This is a genomic window from uncultured Blautia sp. (assembly GCF_902497045.1).
Taxonomy (GTDB): Bacteria; Bacillota; Clostridia; order Lachnospirales; family Lachnospiraceae; genus Blautia_A.
Genome location: NZ_CABVDF010000047.1, coordinates 1 through 16,295 on the forward strand (window position 1 = coordinate 1; position 16,295 = coordinate 16,295).

The 16,295-nt window shown below is 44.0% G+C and carries 9 protein-coding genes; 7 read left to right on the plus strand and 2 right to left on the minus strand.

Annotated features, from left to right (window positions below; all coding sequences use genetic code 11):
• Positions 1 to 84: 84 nt before the first annotated feature.
• On the minus strand, positions 85 to 522 hold the full coding sequence (locus RDS42_RS05445; protein WP_308782764.1) for a hypothetical protein: 438 nt from the start codon (positions 520 to 522) through the stop codon (positions 85 to 87).
• Positions 523 to 706: 184 nt separating this feature from the next.
• Between RDS42_RS05445 and addB the strand changes: the two genes are divergently transcribed.
• Together addB and addA are read left to right on the plus strand one after the other, a co-directional pair.
• Entirely contained in the window at positions 707 to 4,030 is a 3,324-nt protein-coding gene (addB, locus tag RDS42_RS05450; protein WP_308782765.1) for a helicase-exonuclease AddAB subunit AddB, read from the plus strand.
• Position 4,031: 1 nt separating this feature from the next.
• On the plus strand, positions 4,032 to 7,733 hold the full coding sequence (addA, locus tag RDS42_RS05455) for a helicase-exonuclease AddAB subunit AddA (protein WP_308782766.1): 3,702 nt from the start codon (positions 4,032 to 4,034) through the stop codon (positions 7,731 to 7,733).
• A gap of 20 nt (positions 7,734 to 7,753) precedes the next feature.
• Here the strand turns inward: addA and RDS42_RS05460 are convergent, their stop codons facing one another.
• Complete coding sequence (locus RDS42_RS05460; RefSeq protein WP_308782767.1) at positions 7,754 to 9,163, minus strand: RsmB/NOP family class I SAM-dependent RNA methyltransferase; 1,410 nt, start codon at positions 9,161 to 9,163, stop codon at positions 7,754 to 7,756.
• A 509-nt stretch (positions 9,164 to 9,672) separates the two neighbouring features.
• Here RDS42_RS05460 and chvE point away from each other — a divergent pair.
• The 5 genes from chvE to araA all read left to right on the plus strand — a co-directional run bounded on the left by chvE (position 9,673) and on the right by araA (position 16,167).
• Positions 9,673 to 10,719, plus strand: coding sequence for a multiple monosaccharide ABC transporter substrate-binding protein (chvE, locus tag RDS42_RS05465; RefSeq protein WP_308782772.1), 1,047 nt, complete (start codon positions 9,673 to 9,675; stop codon positions 10,717 to 10,719).
• 89 nt (positions 10,720 to 10,808) lie between these two features.
• Entirely contained in the window at positions 10,809 to 12,362 is a 1,554-nt protein-coding gene (locus tag RDS42_RS05470; RefSeq protein ID WP_308782768.1) for an ATP-binding cassette domain-containing protein, read from the plus strand.
• The gene (mmsB, locus tag RDS42_RS05475; protein WP_308782769.1) at positions 12,362 to 13,540 is read left to right on the plus strand and encodes a multiple monosaccharide ABC transporter permease; all 1,179 of its coding nucleotides are present in this window, start codon (positions 12,362 to 12,364) and stop codon (positions 13,538 to 13,540) included. Before RDS42_RS05470 ends, mmsB begins: the two co-directional genes overlap by 1 nt.
• Positions 13,541 to 13,560: 20 nt before the next feature.
• A complete protein-coding gene (locus RDS42_RS05480) occupies positions 13,561 to 14,652 on the plus strand; it encodes a GntR family transcriptional regulator (protein ID WP_308782770.1) in 1,092 nt (363 codons plus the stop codon).
• A gap of 18 nt (positions 14,653 to 14,670) precedes the next feature.
• Positions 14,671 to 16,167, plus strand: a complete 1,497-nt coding sequence (gene araA / locus RDS42_RS05485) for an L-arabinose isomerase (protein ID WP_308782771.1) — start codon at positions 14,671 to 14,673, stop codon at positions 16,165 to 16,167.
• Positions 16,168 to 16,295 lie beyond the last annotated feature (128 nt).

Consider the following 16,295-nt stretch of genomic DNA (forward strand, 5'->3'; position numbering starts at 1 on the left):
CTGGCAGAAAAAACTTTATATTTTTTTGATTGTCTACTTGACGGGAAGCAGTTCAAAATGTAAAAATCCGGTAACGGGTATTTTTTATTGGATTTCTGCTTTTTTAACTGCGTCCTGGATGGCATGGATCAGCATCAAAGAGGTGTACTTCTGATCACTTGCATATTCCAGTTTATCCAGATCACACCCACTGTAGATCTGACTTGCCAGTTCTTCGATGGCGGGTTCCACAAGCGGGAACATAGCTGCTGTGCTTTCGCTTAAGTTTGCCAGATGGATAGATTGTATCCTGTCTGCATCTACAGTGACTTCCACATCAAAACTGTTTCCGTTCAGTGCAATGGAGGAGCGGTAGATTCCCGGAGTGTAGACAGCGTCAGGAGTTGTGGAAGCTGTTTTTGCTCTGCCGGGACCGAACATGACAAATAGCAGGATTCCCAGGATGGAAAGAAACAAAAGGAAGATTCCTGTATAAATGATCTCCTTCATATGTAAAACAATGATCTTGGTTCTGGAACTCATATGGCTGCCTCCTGGTCAGAATATGTAAGTACTGCTGTAAATAACATCTGTATGGATCATACAGAACAGGAAAAGAACTTATGATTTATCATATGCAGGCAGTCTTTTCTTTATGATAAAAATGAGTGATTGTAGAAATCGAACATATGTGCTACAATGGAAGAAAAAATTCAGGGAGGAAATTATGCCGCTTCAGTTTATCATTGGAAATTCCGGAGCCGGAAAATCTTATACAGCGTTTCAGAGTCTTATTTCTGATGCTGTGGACCATCCGGAAAAACTGTATTATGTGATCGTGCCGGAGCAGTTTACCATGCAGACACAGAAAACTCTGGTACAGATGCACCCGGATGGTGGAATCTTGAATATTGATGTTCTGAGTTTTGACCGTCTTGCTTACCGTGTACTGGAAGAAACCGGCGGTGATGTCAGAAGGATACTGGAAGAAACCGGAAAAAATATGATTCTCCAGAAACTGGTTCAGAAACATCAGAAGGAACTGGTATATCTGAAAAATCAGATGAAAAAACCCGGATATCTGGATGAGGTAAAATCTCTGATCTCGGAATTTATGCAGTATAGTGTGGGAGAGGCAGAGATAAAGAAGATGCAGGAGGATGCGTCAGACAGAACCCTTCTTCAGATGAAGCTTCAGGATGTGTCAGTACTGTATCATGGATTCCGGGATTATCTGAAAGATCATTATATGACAGCTGAGGAAGTTCTGGAAATCCTGGCAAAGCAGATTGCTTTTTCCGAAAAACTGAAAGACAGTGTTCTTTTGCTGGATGGATTTACTGGTTTTACACCGATACAGATCCAGGTGATCCGGGAACTGCTGATATCATGTGAAAAGGTATCTGTTACAGTGACTATGGACGTGCGGGAGCCATTTTTGTATAAAGAAAAATCTCATCAGCTTTTTTATATGAGTCATAAGATGATCCGAAGTCTCTGTGAACTTACGAAAGATATTCTGGAGCCGATCTGGATAGCGCCGGGCAGTAAGTCCCGCCATGCCCGGGCAGAGGCTTTGGCATTTTTGGAGCAGAATATCTTCCGCTACCAGAAAAAAACATTTTCCGGTAAGCAGGATTCCATAAGGATTTTCTGTGCGGGAGATCCGGTCAGAGAAATGGAGGAAACTGCAAGAAGAATTCTGCGGCTTGTCAGGGAGGAAGGCTGCCGTTATGGAGAGATCGCGGTGATCACAGGAGATCTGGAAATCTATGGAAGTCTTGCAAGACAGGCATTTGAAGATGCAGGAATTCCTTTCTTTGTGGACGAAAAGCATTCTATTCTTATGAATCCTTTTGTGGAATATATCCGGGCTGCTCTGGAAATGGCTGCCCAGGGATTTTCCTATGAAAGTGTATTCCGATATCTCAGATGCGGAATGTCCGATGTGACCAGAGAGGAGACAGACTGGCTGGAGAACTATGCAGTGGCGCTGGGGATCCGTGGATTTAAACGGTGGAAGGAAAAGTGGGTGCGGGTTTATCGGGGCATGAAAGAGGAATCTCTTCTGGAGATCAACAGAATCCGTGAGAAATTCATAGAAGAAACGGAGGCTCTGGCACTGGGATTTTCCGGAAGAAAGAAAACCGTCAGGGAATACTGCCAGTATCTTTACGAGTTTATTGTGAAAAGCCGTATTCAGGAAAAATTAAAGATCCAGGAGGAGATATTTGCACGAAAAGGCATCAGGGCAATGGAAAAAGAGTATGCTCAGATCTATGGGATCGTTATGGAGCTGCTGGATAAAATGGCAGAGATCCTGGGTGAGGAAATCGTATCTTCGGAAGAATTTCGACAGATTCTTGAAACAGGAATGTCCCAGGCAAAGGTTGCTCTGATTCCTCCGGGGGTCGATCAGGTCCTTGTTGGGGATATGGAGAGAACTCGACTGAAAGATATCCGTGCTCTGTTTTTTGTGGGAATGAATGAAGGAAACATTCCAAAGAAAACAGAATCCGGCGGACTTCTTACAGAACTGGACAGAGATTTTTTTGAAGATCAGGGAGTGGAGCTTGCTCCGGGGCCAAAAGAACTGATGAATATGCAGAGATTTTATCTGTATCTGAATCTTACCAGACCTTCTGAACATTTATATCTTTCTTACAGCTGCTCCAATGCCAAAGGAGAAGCGGTCAGTCCGGCCTACCTGATTGGTACAGTGCGGAAGCTGTATCCGGATCTTCTGGCAGAAAAGGCGGAGGAACCGGAGAATCCTCTGGACCTTCTGGAAACTCCGTCCACCGGTATTGGATTTTTGCTGTCTGGTCTGGAAAATGAAGAAATGCAGCAGGACCCTCTGTTCCAGGAATTATACAGCTGGTATCTGAGAAGTCCGGAATATCAGGATCTTACAAAAAAGCTTACAGAGGCTGCTTTTGTCCGAAAACCTGAGGACAGGATCAGTAAAAGTGTGGCAAAGGCTCTGTACGGAGAAATCTCCGATTACAGCGCCACCCGGCTGGAACGGTTTGCCGCCTGTGCTTTTGCACATTTTCTGCAGTATGGTCTGGCTGTGACAGAACGGGCGGAATATGAATTTCGGGCAATGGATATGGGAAATGTGCTTCATCAGGCACTTGAAAAATTTGCCGCAGAGCTTCGGAGAAAAGGTCTTGACTGGGCAGACCTGGAAGAGGAACAGAGAGACCGGATTGCGGAATACTGTATGGAACAGGTGGCGGCAGATTATGGAAATACGATTCTGAAAAGCAGCGCCAGAAATCAGTATATGATCCAGCGGACGCTCCGAATCCTGAAACGTACCGTCTGGGCTTTGCAGGAACAGCTTCGCTGCGGGGAATTTGTACCGGAGGGATTTGAAGTCTCCATAGGAGGCGGAAGGATCGACCGTCTGGATGTTCTCAAAGAGGATAAAAAGGTTTATGTGAAGATCATTGATTATAAGTCCGGAAATACTTCCTTTGATCTTGTTGGGGTTTATTATGGCCTTCAGCTTCAGCTTGTAGTATATATGGATGCAGCTATGGAAGCAGAAAAGAAAAAACACCCGGACTGTCAGATCGAGCCTGCGGGAATTTTTTATTATAATATCAAAGATCCAATGATCCAGACCGATATTCAGGAGGATCTCCAGGAACTTGAAAGGAAAATCTATAAAGAACTGAAAATGAACGGGCTGGTAAATTCATCGGACAATATCATTCATAAACTAGATGCCGGAGCTTCTTCGCTGCCTGTTTCTTTTACGAAAGACGGAGGTTTCCGAAAAGGTTCTTCTGTGGCGTCCCGCGAGCAGTTTCAGCTTTTGAATCAGTATGTCAAAAATAAGATCGCGGAGATCCGTTCTCATATTCTTTCCGGAGATGCGGAGGTTTCTCCTTATGAAATGGGAAAGAAAAATGCCTGTACCTATTGTACCTATCAGGGGGTCTGCGGGTTTGACAAAAAAATCCCGGGATATGAATACAGACGTCTGAGACAGTTTACAGATGAGGAGATATGGAAATCTATGGAAATGGAGGCAGAGTAAAATGGCGGTCACATGGACGGAAGAACAGCAAAAAGTAATTTCTCTCAGAAATCGTAATATTCTGGTTTCTGCAGCGGCAGGATCCGGAAAGACAGCGGTTCTGGTAGAAAGGATCCTGAACAAGATCCTGGACAGGGAACATCCGGTAGATGTGGACCGGCTGCTGATCATGACCTTTACAAGAGCGGCAGCAGGGGAAATGAGGGAACGGCTGTCTGCTGCACTGGAAAAGGCTCTTTATGAGGATCCGGACAATGCGCATCTTCAGAAACAGATGACGTTGATCCATACAGCCCAGATTACCACCATAGATGGTTTCTGTTCTTATATCATTCGCAACTATTTTCATATGATAGGACTGGATCCTGGCTACCGTACGGCGGAGGAGGGAGAACTGAAGCTTCTCCGGGAGGATGTGGTCAGGGAGCTTCTGGAGGATGCTTACGAAAAAAAAGAAGATAAATTTCTCCGGCTGGTGGAATGTTATGCACCGGGAAAAACAGATGAGGGACTGAAAGATCTGATCTTAAAGGTATATGAGGCATCTATGAGTCATCCTTTTCCGGAGGAGTGGCTGAAGGCGTGTCTTAAGGAATATCAGGTGGATAAGGCTCGTGAAATTTACCAGTCCCGGTGGATTAATGTTTTCTGGAAAGAAATAAAAGAAAATATACAGGAGGCGGAGCAGCTTGTCAAAAAAGCCAGATCGGTATGTTTGGAAGCAGAGGGCCCTCTTCCCTACCTGGAAGCTTTGGACAGCGATCTTACCATGGTGAATGTTCTGAAAAAAGTGACAGAAGAAATGGATTACGGCAAGCTGCGGGATGCTGCAGAGGAAATGTCATTTAAGGCGTTGTCCCGTAAAAAAGCACCGGATGTAGATCCTGCAAAAAAAGACTGGGTAAAGAATCTCCGTGATGAAGAAAAGGGAATCCTGAAGAACATGATGGAGAAATATCTTTGCTGGGATGAGGACGAATTACTGAATACGGTAAAGCTGTGCAGAACACCGCTGGAGAGTCTTGTGGAACTGGTGACAGATTTCCAGGAACGGTTTGCCCGGAAAAAAAGGGAAAAGAACATTCTGGATTTTACCGATATGGAGCACTTTGCCCTGCATATTCTGGCAGAAAAAGAAGGAGATCAGATCATTCCCAGTCAGGCGGCCAGGGAGCTTTCAGAAAAATATGATGAGGTGATGATCGATGAGTATCAGGACAGTAATTCGGTGCAGGAGATGATCACAAATCTGGTTTCGGGATGGGCTGAAAACAGAAAGAATATTTTTATGGTAGGGGATGTAAAGCAGAGTATTTATCGTTTCCGACTGGCGAGACCGGAGCTTTTTATGGAAAAATATTACAGTTATTCCACTTCGGACAGCCTGGAACAGCGGATCGATCTTCATAAAAATTTCCGCAGCCGTCATCAGGTGCTTACATCGGTCAATTATATTTTTAACCGGATCATGGGAGCGGATGTAGGCGGGATTGATTATGACAGCAGCAATGCTCTTTATCCCGGAGCTGTCTTTCCGGAGGGGGCAGATGAAAGCTTTTGCACCACAGAAGTTCTTCTGGTGGAAAAAGACGGAGAAGAGCTGGAGGAGGAGACTGGAAATCAGACAGACAGGGAACTGGAGGCTCTTGCTATAGCAGGAGAGATATCTCGTATTGTGGGAAAAGAACAGGTTCTTGATAAGGAAACAGGGAGATACCGTCCGGTAGAATATGGAGATATTGTTATTCTTCTTCGGTCTGCCTACGGATGGGCAGAAACTTTTCGTGAAATTCTTATTTCAAGAGGAATTCCTGCATATACCTCATCCAGAACGGGATATTTTTCTGCTCCGGAGGTGGTAAATCTTCTGAATTATCTGAGGATATGCGACAATCCTCTTCAGGATATTCCCCTTACCGGTGTGCTTCATTCTCCTATGGTGGGATGTACAACCCAGGAACTGGGAGAAATACGGAAGGCATGTCCAAAAGGACTGGTCTATGAATGTCTCTGCCAGTTTACTGAGCGAGAAAGTTTTGATACAGAAGAGGAACAAAAACTTAGGGATAAACTTGCCGGATTTCTGGAACAGCTTCGGGAAATCCGGGATATGTCTTCCTATACTCCGGTTCATCAGCTGATTTTGTATATTCTTAGGAAAACCGGATATGAAGATTTTGTCCGTGCTCTTCCGGGGGGAAGCCAGAGAGGGGCTAATCTTCGTATGTTGGTGGAAAAAGCCATGGATTACGAAAAAACCAGCTACAGAGGTCTGTTTAATTTTGTGCGGTACATTGAAAATCTTCAGAAATATGAGGTGGATTTTGGAGAAGTCAATGTAATGGATGCAGGTAAAGGATCGGTACAGATCATGACAGTTCATAAAAGTAAGGGACTGGAATTTCCTGTTGTCTTTGCGGCTGGTATGGGAAAACAGTTTAATTTTCAGGATATTAACGCAAGATTTCTCATTCACCCGGAGCTTGGTTTTGGAACGGATGTGATCCTTCCGGAAAAAAGACTGCTGGCTTCTGCACCTCAGAAGCAGGTGATAAGAAATGTTCAGAAAAGAGAAAGTCTTGGAGAGGAACTGCGTGTGCTGTATGTGGCTTTGACCCGTGCAAAGGAGAAGCTGTATATTACAGGTACCATAGGGAGACTGAAAGAAAGAATTATAAATCTCTGGAATTGGAAGGAAGATGCAGAACTTCGAATCTCTCTGGGGCAGCGTATCCGGGCAAAAACCTTCTGGGATTATATTCTTCCTGCTCTGAGTATTCATCCGGCAATGAGAGAACTGTACATGGAATATGGTTTTGGCGGGGAGATGCAGGAGAACTGGTACGATGGAAAAACAGATTTTATTGTGAAAAAAATCACTGCGGCAGATCTGATAGAAAATGAAATTATGGATATGACAGAACAGCAGATTCGGGAACAGGTACTGAAAAACTGGGACAGCAGTAAAATCTATGACAGGAAGATTCATGATATTCTGGAAAAAAGATTTAATTTCCGTTATCCCTATAGTTATCTGAAAGAGCTTCCGGTGAAGGTCAGTGTTTCGGACCTGAAAAAACGAAGCTGGCAGGATGAAATGGAAATAGAAGAAAATACATTAGCAGAACCGGATATTGTTCCTTTGATCCCAAGATTTATTTCAGAAGAGTCTCAGAGCTGTAAGGGCGCTGCAAGAGGAACTGCTTATCACCGTGTAATGGAATGTCTGGATTATAAGAAAACCGGCTCTTATGAGGAAATAAGAGCACAGATCATTCGTCTGGAAGAACAGAAAAAGCTTACGGAAGAAGAGGCTGCCAGCATATATATTAAGGATATTCTTAAATTTGCAGCTTCTGATCTTGGACAAAGAATGAAAACAGCAGCAGAGAAGGGCTGTCTTTTTCGGGAACAGCCCTTTGTGATCGCCGTAGAAGCAGCTGAGGTAGATGAACTGTGGGATGGAGAAGAAAAGATTCTTGTACAGGGGATCATTGACTCCTATTTCCTGGAAGAAGATGAGATTGTGCTTGTAGATTACAAGACAGACCGGATTCAAAAAGGAGAGGAGCCGATACTGATCGCCCGCTACCGCAGCCAGCTTAAGGATTATGCAAGGGCGCTGCAGAAGATGAGAAAGAAAAAAGTAAAGGAGTGTGTGATCTATTCCTTTGCGCTCCATAAAGAAATACAGGTAAGATAAAGCTGTGGAGAGTCTGCTTGTCAGACTCTCCATCCGGCTGGATATTTATTTTTTAAGGTTCCGTTTACCAGTTTGCCAAAGCCAAGAGGATAGCCTTCTGCACAGAGAAGATGCCATCCTTTTTTTCTGGTGCTTTCTCCTTCCTCAATAAGGAGAGTTTCGCCTTTAAGGTATCGGATAAGACGGGGATCTTCTACCGGAAGAGAAATCACAGATTCTGCATCACCTTTGTGGAGAGCAAGCGCAAAGGGCTGGGAAGGCTCAAAACGATTTTTCTTGAGATCACCCAGATAAAGTCCGTTTCGTAAAAAGGTAAGTCCGCGGAAATTACTGTTGACAGGTGGAAGATAATAAACTTTATCCCCTCTTGTTTCTACACGGCTCCAGTCAAATGGGTTTCCGCCCAGGGATTTCAGTCCGATCTCCTCCAAAAACAGACGGAGCCATTTTTCAGTATCCGGATTGGAACGGACAGAAGCCGGCTGCTGGATACAGTCTGTTTCTCCATGTTTCCGGAGAAGGGCAAGGAAATGTCCTTCTCCATTTATTTTATGAGGAAACAGACGGATACATTTTGTCAGTTCGCTATTTCCGTTTCCCCATTCAGGAACTCCGTGGGAAAATCCTTCATATTCCGGAAGCGGCAGAAGACTCATATCGGTTCGTTGTTCCAGAAGAAAATTAATGGTGCCTTCATCTTCTTCAGGAGCAAAAGTACAGGTAGAGTATAGCAGAAGGCCTCCGGGGCGGAGCATATCTGCAGCCTGAAGGATCAGTTCCCTCTGAATGGAGGCCAGTTCGCTGGATTTTTTTGGAGTCCAGTCTTTGGCCAGGGCTTCTTCTTTTCGGAACATTCCCTCTCCGGAACAGGGGGCATCCAGAAGAATTTTATGAAAAAACTCAGGAAATTTTTCTGACAGATGTGCCGGAGTCTCATTTGTTACGAAACTATTGGAAATTCCGAACAATTCCAGATTTCGGAGCAGTGCTTTTGTGCGGGAAGCGCTGATATCATTGGCGATCAGAAGTCCTTCTCCGCGCAGTGCAGCTCCTAGAGCAGTAGCTTTTCCGCCGGGAGCTGCACAAAGATCCAGAATAGTTTCTCCCGGTTCTACAGGAAGACAGGCGGCAGGGGTCATGGCGCTGGGCTCCTGCAGATAGTAGAGCCCTGCCTGATAAAGGGGACATTTGGAAGGACGGATGTCTTCTGTATAAAAGTAGCCATTTGTTGTCCAGGGAATTGGGGAAACCGGAAAAGGCACAATTTGTTCAAATTCCTCACAGCTTATTTTGGATGTATTGACACGAAGTCCATAAGTTCTGGGGGAATGATAACTTTCTAAAAAAGCGTCATATTCACTTCCGAGCATTTCTTTCATACGCTCAAGAAAAGGTAAAGGAAGCATTTCGATATTGGATAATTCTCCCATATTAACCTCCAGTATTATTTATTGGAATGTCAGAGTCCATGATGATCAGTAAGGAAGACTGACATCTAATGTTCATCATATCACAGATGGATGGATTTGGCATCTGTCTATTATTGAAAATTCAGGATACTTTTCTTTTGTTTTTCTGTTTTTTTCGCCGGATAAGCCATTGTTACGGGGTAATAATGTACAAGTTGTATGATATGTACATACAAGCTGAATGGAACAAATGTACCAATAGTGCATACAACTTAAATACAATTTTCCGTTAAAATGTTTAAAAAAATAGAATATCCTCTTGACACAAATGAAATATAGGTGTACAATGTGCTTACAGTTAAAGGTGATACACGATGCGTAACGTGCAAAATGCACAAAAAACAAACCAAAGCATTGTGCATGTTTTATCGTGAGAAAAAAACAACATGTACATAACTTGTACATGAAATCATTTAAAGGGAGGAAACAAAATGAACAAGAAATTACTTAGCACAGTACTTGCAGCTACAATGGTATGCTCTATGGGCGTAGCTTCCACAGCAACTGTATTTGCAGAGGAAGAAGAGCAGAAGACTGTTGGTATTCTGATGCCGACTCAGTCATCAGAGAGATGGATCAACGATGGTGCCAACATGAAAGCACAGCTGGAAGAAAAAGGCTACAAAGTAGAGCTTCAGTATGCAGAAGATGATACCGCAATGCAGGTTTCTCAGCTTGAGAACTATGTAGGAAAAGGTGTTGACTGTCTGGTTATTGCAGCAATCGACTCAGGCGTACTTGTAAATGCTGAGGCACAGGCTAAGGAAGCAGGCATCCCGATCATCGCTTATGACCGTCTTCTGATGGACACAGATGCTGTTTCTTACTATGCAACTTTTGATAACAAGGGTGTTGGTACTGTTATCGGTAACTACATCAAAGAGAACAAAGACCTTGATGCAGCTCGTGAGGCTGGTGAATCCTATACCATCGAGTTCTTTATGGGATCTCCGGATGATAACAACGCACTTTTCCTGTACAATGGTATTATGGAAGTACTTCAGGAGTATCTGGATGACGGAACTCTGGTATGTAAATCAGGAAGAACTTCTTTTGAAGACACCTGTATCCTCAGATGGTCTCAGGAAACAGCTCAGGCTAACTGTGAGAACATCCTGACAGCAAACTATGCAGATGAAGATCTTGATATCGCATGCTCCGCATTTGACGGATTTGCATACGGAATCAAAGCAGCTCTTCTTGGTGCCGGATACACAACAGAAAACTGGCCGATGATCACAGGTCAGGACGCTGAGGTTATGGCTACAAAGAACATCATCGACGGAACTCAGACAATGTCTATCTACAAAGATACACGTCTTCTTGCTGAGAAAGCTGTTACTATGGTAGATGCAGTTCTTAAGGGCGAAGAGCCGGAGATCAACGATACAGAGCAGTATGACAACGGCAAAATGGTTGTTCCTACATATATGTGTGAGCCGGTTGCAGTAGATCAGTCCAACTATAAGGAACTTCTGATCGACGGCGGATACTACACAGAGGATCAGCTTAAATAATAAAATTAATTGAATGCGCGATTTTTAGGGGCGGCGGGAGAATCCGCCGCCCTTGTTTTAGAATAAAAGAAAAGGAGAGAGGGAGAGGCATGTCTGAAGTTATTTTGGAAATGAAGCACATAACAAAGGCATTTTCCGGCGTAAAGGCTCTGGATGATGTAAACCTTCAGGTGAAGAAGGGTGAGATCCATGCATTGTGCGGTGAGAACGGAGCAGGCAAGTCAACTCTGATGAATGTACTTTCCGGTGTGTATCCTTATGGTTCATACGAGGGAGACATTATCTATAAAGGTGAGACCTGTAAGTTCCATAAGATCAAGGACAGTGAAAACAAGGGTATTGTTATCATTCACCAGGAACTGGCATTAAGCCCCTATCTGTCAATTGCAGAAAATGTTTTCATGGGCAACGAACGTGTTTCCATGAAAGGTGTCATTGACTGGACCAAGACAAGAGGAGAGGCAAAAGAAGCCCTGGCTCATGTAGGCCTTGAAAATGAAAACTTAAATGCTCCTGTAAATACACTTGGAGTAGGAAAACAGCAGCTGATCGAGATTGCAAAAGCAATGGCAAAGAACGTAGATCTTCTGATCCTGGATGAGCCTACAGCGGCTCTTAATGACGAGGAGTCTGCGCAGCTTCTGGAAATCATGCTGGAGCTGAAAAAGAAAGGCGTTACCTGTATCATTATTTCCCATAAGCTGAATGAGATCAGTTATGTAGCAGATGCCATTACGATTATCCGTGACGGAAAGACTATCGAAACACTGAAAAAAGGTGTGGATGAATGGACAGAGGACCGTATTATCAAAGGTATGGTAGGACGTGAAATGAACAACCGCTATCCGGTTCGCGATAACTGTCCGATTGGTGATGTGGTGCTGGAAGTTAAAAACTGGAACGCATATCACCCGGAAATTGCAGAAATGCAGATCCTGAAAAATATCAACATCAAGGTTCGGGCAGGAGAGGTAGTAGGACTTGCAGGACTGATGGGAGCCGGACGTACAGAATTTGCCATGAGTCTTTTTGGCCATTCCTATGGACAGAAGATTTCCGGCGAGGTTTATATGCACGGCAAAAAGGTCAGCACAAAGACCGTTAAGGATGCCATTAATAATAAGATCGCATATACGTCAGAAGACCGTAAAACATATGGTCTGGTGCTGATCAATGATATCAAGACAAATATGACAATGGCTGCACTGCGCAATTATTATTCAAATGGTGTGGTTGTTGATGAGAGAAAAGAAAACATTGAGGCAGAGGAATACAAGAAGAAGATCAATGTAAAAGCTACATCCATCCACCAGACTGTTGGCGCTCTTTCCGGAGGTAATCAGCAGAAGGTGGTACTTGCCAAGTGGATGATGACTCAGCCGGATGTACTGATCCTGGATGAGCCTACACGAGGCATTGACGTCGGTGCAAAATATGAGATCTACTGTGCCATCAATGATATGGCCCGGGCAGGAAAAGCAGTGATCGTCATCTCTTCCGAGATGCAGGAGATCATCGGTACCTGCGACCGTGCGTACATCATCAATGAAGGCCGTATTGCAGGAGAACTCAGCCACGAAGAACTGAGTCAGGAAAGTATCATGAAGTGCATTATGGACAGTAATGCGAAAGGAGAAGAGTAATGGGAACAGATACTAAGAAAAAATATGTGAATCTGGACTTAAAGTCCCTTGGAATGATCGTAGCGCTTGTTGTTATCTTCGCTATTTTCTATGTGCTTACAGGCGGATCCAATGCAACGCCTACAAATATCAATAACCTGATCATGCAGAATGGTTATATCATCATCCTTGCAACAGGTATGCTGCTCTGCGTACTGACCGGATATATCGATCTGGGTGTCGGTTCTGTTGTAGCTCTTGGTGCTGCATGTGCGGCAAAGCTTGTAGTTGAGCAGAATGTACCGGTTGCTCTTGCATGGCTGGTTGCTATCGGAATCGGACTTGCAGTTGGTATCTTTTCCGGATTCTTTATTGCCTACCTGGATATTCCGCCATTTGTAGTAACTCTGGCTACCATGCTTATGGGACGTGGTCTTACATATACTTTACTGAAATCTCTGACAGTAGGACCTCTTCCTCAGAATTATGCATTTATCGGAACCGGATTCCTTCCTACTATCAAGGTGGACTTTGCAGGAGGGACTCTTGACCTTGTATGTGTGGCAGTAGCAGTTGTTGTGACAGTGGGTATTATCCTTTCTGAACTGAATACTATCAAAACAAATAACAAATATGGATTTGCAAATATTGTTCCGTGGCAGATGGCTGTAAAAGATATTGTTATCCTTTTGATTGTATGGTTCTTCTTTATCAAGCTTGGCCAGTACAATGGTATTCCGATTCAGCTGATCGTACTTGGATTAGTAGTGGCTGTTTATCATTTCATCACAAGCAAAACGGTTGCCGGACGTCAGATTTATGCAATGGGCGGCAATGCCAAAGCAGCACGACTGTCTGGTATCAATACAAAGCATGTATTCTTCTGGGTATATGTAAATATGGGCGTTCTTGCAGCTCTTGCAGGTATTGTGTTATCCGCTCGTCAGGGTGGAGCCAACCCGAAAATGGGTGATGGAATTGAAATGGATGCCATCGCATCCTGTTATATCGGCGGTGCGGCTGCATCCGGTGGTGTAGGTACTGTTATCGGTGCCGTTGTAGGTGCTCTTGTAATGGGTGTACTGAACAATGGTATGTCCATGTGCGGTATGTCTACAGACCTTCAGAAAGTAGTAAAAGGTGCCGTACTTCTTGGCGCTGTTGTACTTGATGTAACAACGAAAAAGAAAAAGAATTAATCGTATAGCTGGTATATAATATGAGAATGTCAAAATACCGTCAGGTGACGGAATGGATTCAAAACAGAATAGCATCCGGAGAGCTGAACCGTGGAGATCAGATTGAATCAGAAAATGATATCAGCCGTGTCTTCGGGATCAGCCGCCAGACGGTAAGGCACGCGCTGGGGCTTTTGGAGCAGCAGGGAGTTCTGACCCGGGTTCAGGGAAGCGGAACATACGTTAGTGACGAGAAAGCAGTGGAGGAAGAAAAAAAAGAACTTTCCCATACAGTGACTATCCTTACTACATATGTGGATAATTATATTTTTCCCCGCATCCTCCGGTCTATGGTGGAACGGCTGGAAAAGGACGGATACAGTGCGCGCATTATGTTCACAGGCAATCGTATTGAAACGGAACGCAGACTGCTGGAACGATTCCTTGAAGAAGGAAATCGTGACCCGCTTATTGCAGAGCCGGTCATGAGCGGTCTGCCAAATCCAAATCTGAAATATTACAGACGGCTGATGTCCCGAGGGATTCCGATCCTGTTTTTTAACAGTTTTTATGAGGGGCTGAATATTCCTCATATCAGCATGGATGATATCCAGGCAGGAAAGATTGCTACGGAATATCTGATCCGAAAAGGACATACCCGCATTGCAGGTGTCTTTAAGACAGATGACGGACAGGGACGGAGGCGGTATCTGGGATATTTGAAAGCCCTGGGACATGCAGGGATCGAGGTGGATGAAAGCAGGATCTGCTGGATCGATACCCTGGAAATAAAAGATTTTTCCCGGATAGTGGAAAAACTGAAAAACCGTCTGCGTGGATGTACTGCCTGTGTCTGCTATAATGACGAGGTTGCCCATGAACTGACAAGAAGAATGCTTCAGAATGGCAAAAAGATTCCAGAAGATCTTTCTGTAGTAGGTATTGATAATTCGGATCTTGCCAGACTGAATCCGGTTCCTCTGACGTCTGTGGGACATCCTATGGACGCGCTGGGAACCCGTGCTGCAGAAATGCTCCTGCAGCTGATCAAAAATCCAAACAGTGATGTGACATATGAATTTCCGGTGGAGATTAGTGAACGTTCATCGGTTTGTACATATGCAGCAGAGTAATTTAGGAGGTTAGAAAGAATGAAAGCAGCAAAAAATTATAAATTTTGGTTTGCAACAGGCTCACAGGATCTTTATGGCGATGAATGTCTGAGAAAAGTAGCAGAGCATTCCAAGATTATTGTAGATAAACTCAACGCATCAGGAATACTTCCTTACGAGGTTGTATGGAAACCAACTTTGATCACAAATGAGGTGATCCGCCGTACCTTTAATGAGGCAAATGCAGATGAAGAATGTGCAGGTGTTATTACATGGATGCACACTTTTTCACCGGCAAAATCATGGATCCTTGGTCTTCAGGAATACCGCAAACCGCTTCTTCACCTGCATACGCAGTTTAATGAAGAGATTCCTTACGATACCATTGATATGGACTTTATGAATGAAAATCAGTCTGCTCATGGTGACCGTGAATATGGACATATAGTAACTCGTATGGGTATTGAACGTAAAATTGTTGTTGGACATTGGAATGACCGTGCAGTTCAGGAACGTATTGCATCCTGGATGCGTACTGCAGTTGGTATCATGGAAAGCAGTCATATCCGTGTTATGCGTGTTGCAGACAACATGAGAAACGTAGCGGTAACAGAAGGTGATAAGGTAGAGGCTCAGATCAAATTTGGATGGGAAATTGATGCTTATCCGATCAATGAGATCGCAGAAGCAGTAAAAGCTGTTTCAAAAGCAGATACAGATACGCTGGTAGAAGAGTACTATGACAAATATCAGATCATCCTTGAAGGAAGAGATGAGGCTGAATTCCGCAAACATGTAGCAGTACAGGCACAGATTGAGCTTGGTTTTGAGCGTTTTCTCGAGGAGAAAAATTATCAGGCCATTGTAACTCATTTTGGCGATCTTGGATGTCTTCAGCAGCTTCCTGGTCTTGCAATCCAGAGACTGATGGAAAAAGGCTATGGATTTGGTGCAGAGGGCGACTGGAAAACAGCAGCTATGGTACGTCTTATGAAGATCATGACACAGAACACACCAAATGCAAAAGGTACTTCCTTTATGGAGGACTACACATATAATCTGGTTCCGGGAAAAGAAGGAATCCTTCAGGCTCACATGCTTGAGGTTTGCCCGACTATCGCAGACGGTCCTGTAAGCATCCGTGTAAATCCGCTTTCCATGGGGGATCGTGAGGATCCGGCACGTCTGGTATTTGAAGCAAAAGAAGGCCCGGCTGTAGCAACATCCCTTGTTGATCTTGGAAACCGCTTCCGTCTGATCATCAATGATGTAGACTGCAGACATACAGAAAAAACAATGCCGAATCTTCCGGTTGCATCTGCTTTCTGGACACCGCAGCCAAATCTTGCTACAGGAGCTGAGGCATGGATTCTTGCAGGCGGTGCACATCATACAGCATTTTCCTATGACCTTACTGCAGAGCAGATGGGCGACTGGGCAAATGCAATGGGTATTGAGGCTGTATATATTGATAAAGATACTACGATCCGTAACTTTAAAAATGAACTGAAATGGAATTCTGTTTATTACAGATAATCAGTTTCCATGTTCCTTATATTCGAAAAAAGAAAATTATAAAATGGCTGAGAAAAAGTCCTGCTGTACTCTTTGGGTGCGGCAGGGCTTTTTCCGTGTTTAAAAATAAAACATTTTTTTGAGATACT

What these genes read in the sequence shown, in the direction of transcription:
- RDS42_RS05445 (WP_308782764.1), bottom strand. Translation starts at nt 522, where the DNA reads ATGAGTTCCAGAACCAAGATCATTGTTTTACATATGAAGGAGATCATT.
- addB (WP_308782765.1), top strand. Translation starts at nt 707, where the DNA reads ATGCCGCTTCAGTTTATCATTGGAAATTCCGGAGCCGGAAAATCTTAT.
- addA (WP_308782766.1), top strand. Translation starts at nt 4,032, where the DNA reads ATGGCGGTCACATGGACGGAAGAACAGCAAAAAGTAATTTCTCTCAGA.
- RDS42_RS05460 (WP_308782767.1), bottom strand. Translation starts at nt 9,163, where the DNA reads ATGGGAGAATTATCCAATATCGAAATGCTTCCTTTACCTTTTCTTGAG.
- chvE (WP_308782772.1), top strand. Translation starts at nt 9,673, where the DNA reads ATGGTATGCTCTATGGGCGTAGCTTCCACAGCAACTGTATTTGCAGAG.
- RDS42_RS05470 (WP_308782768.1), top strand. Translation starts at nt 10,809, where the DNA reads ATGTCTGAAGTTATTTTGGAAATGAAGCACATAACAAAGGCATTTTCC.
- mmsB (WP_308782769.1), top strand. Translation starts at nt 12,362, where the DNA reads ATGGGAACAGATACTAAGAAAAAATATGTGAATCTGGACTTAAAGTCC.
- RDS42_RS05480 (WP_308782770.1), top strand. Translation starts at nt 13,561, where the DNA reads ATGAGAATGTCAAAATACCGTCAGGTGACGGAATGGATTCAAAACAGA.
- araA (WP_308782771.1), top strand. Translation starts at nt 14,671, where the DNA reads ATGAAAGCAGCAAAAAATTATAAATTTTGGTTTGCAACAGGCTCACAG.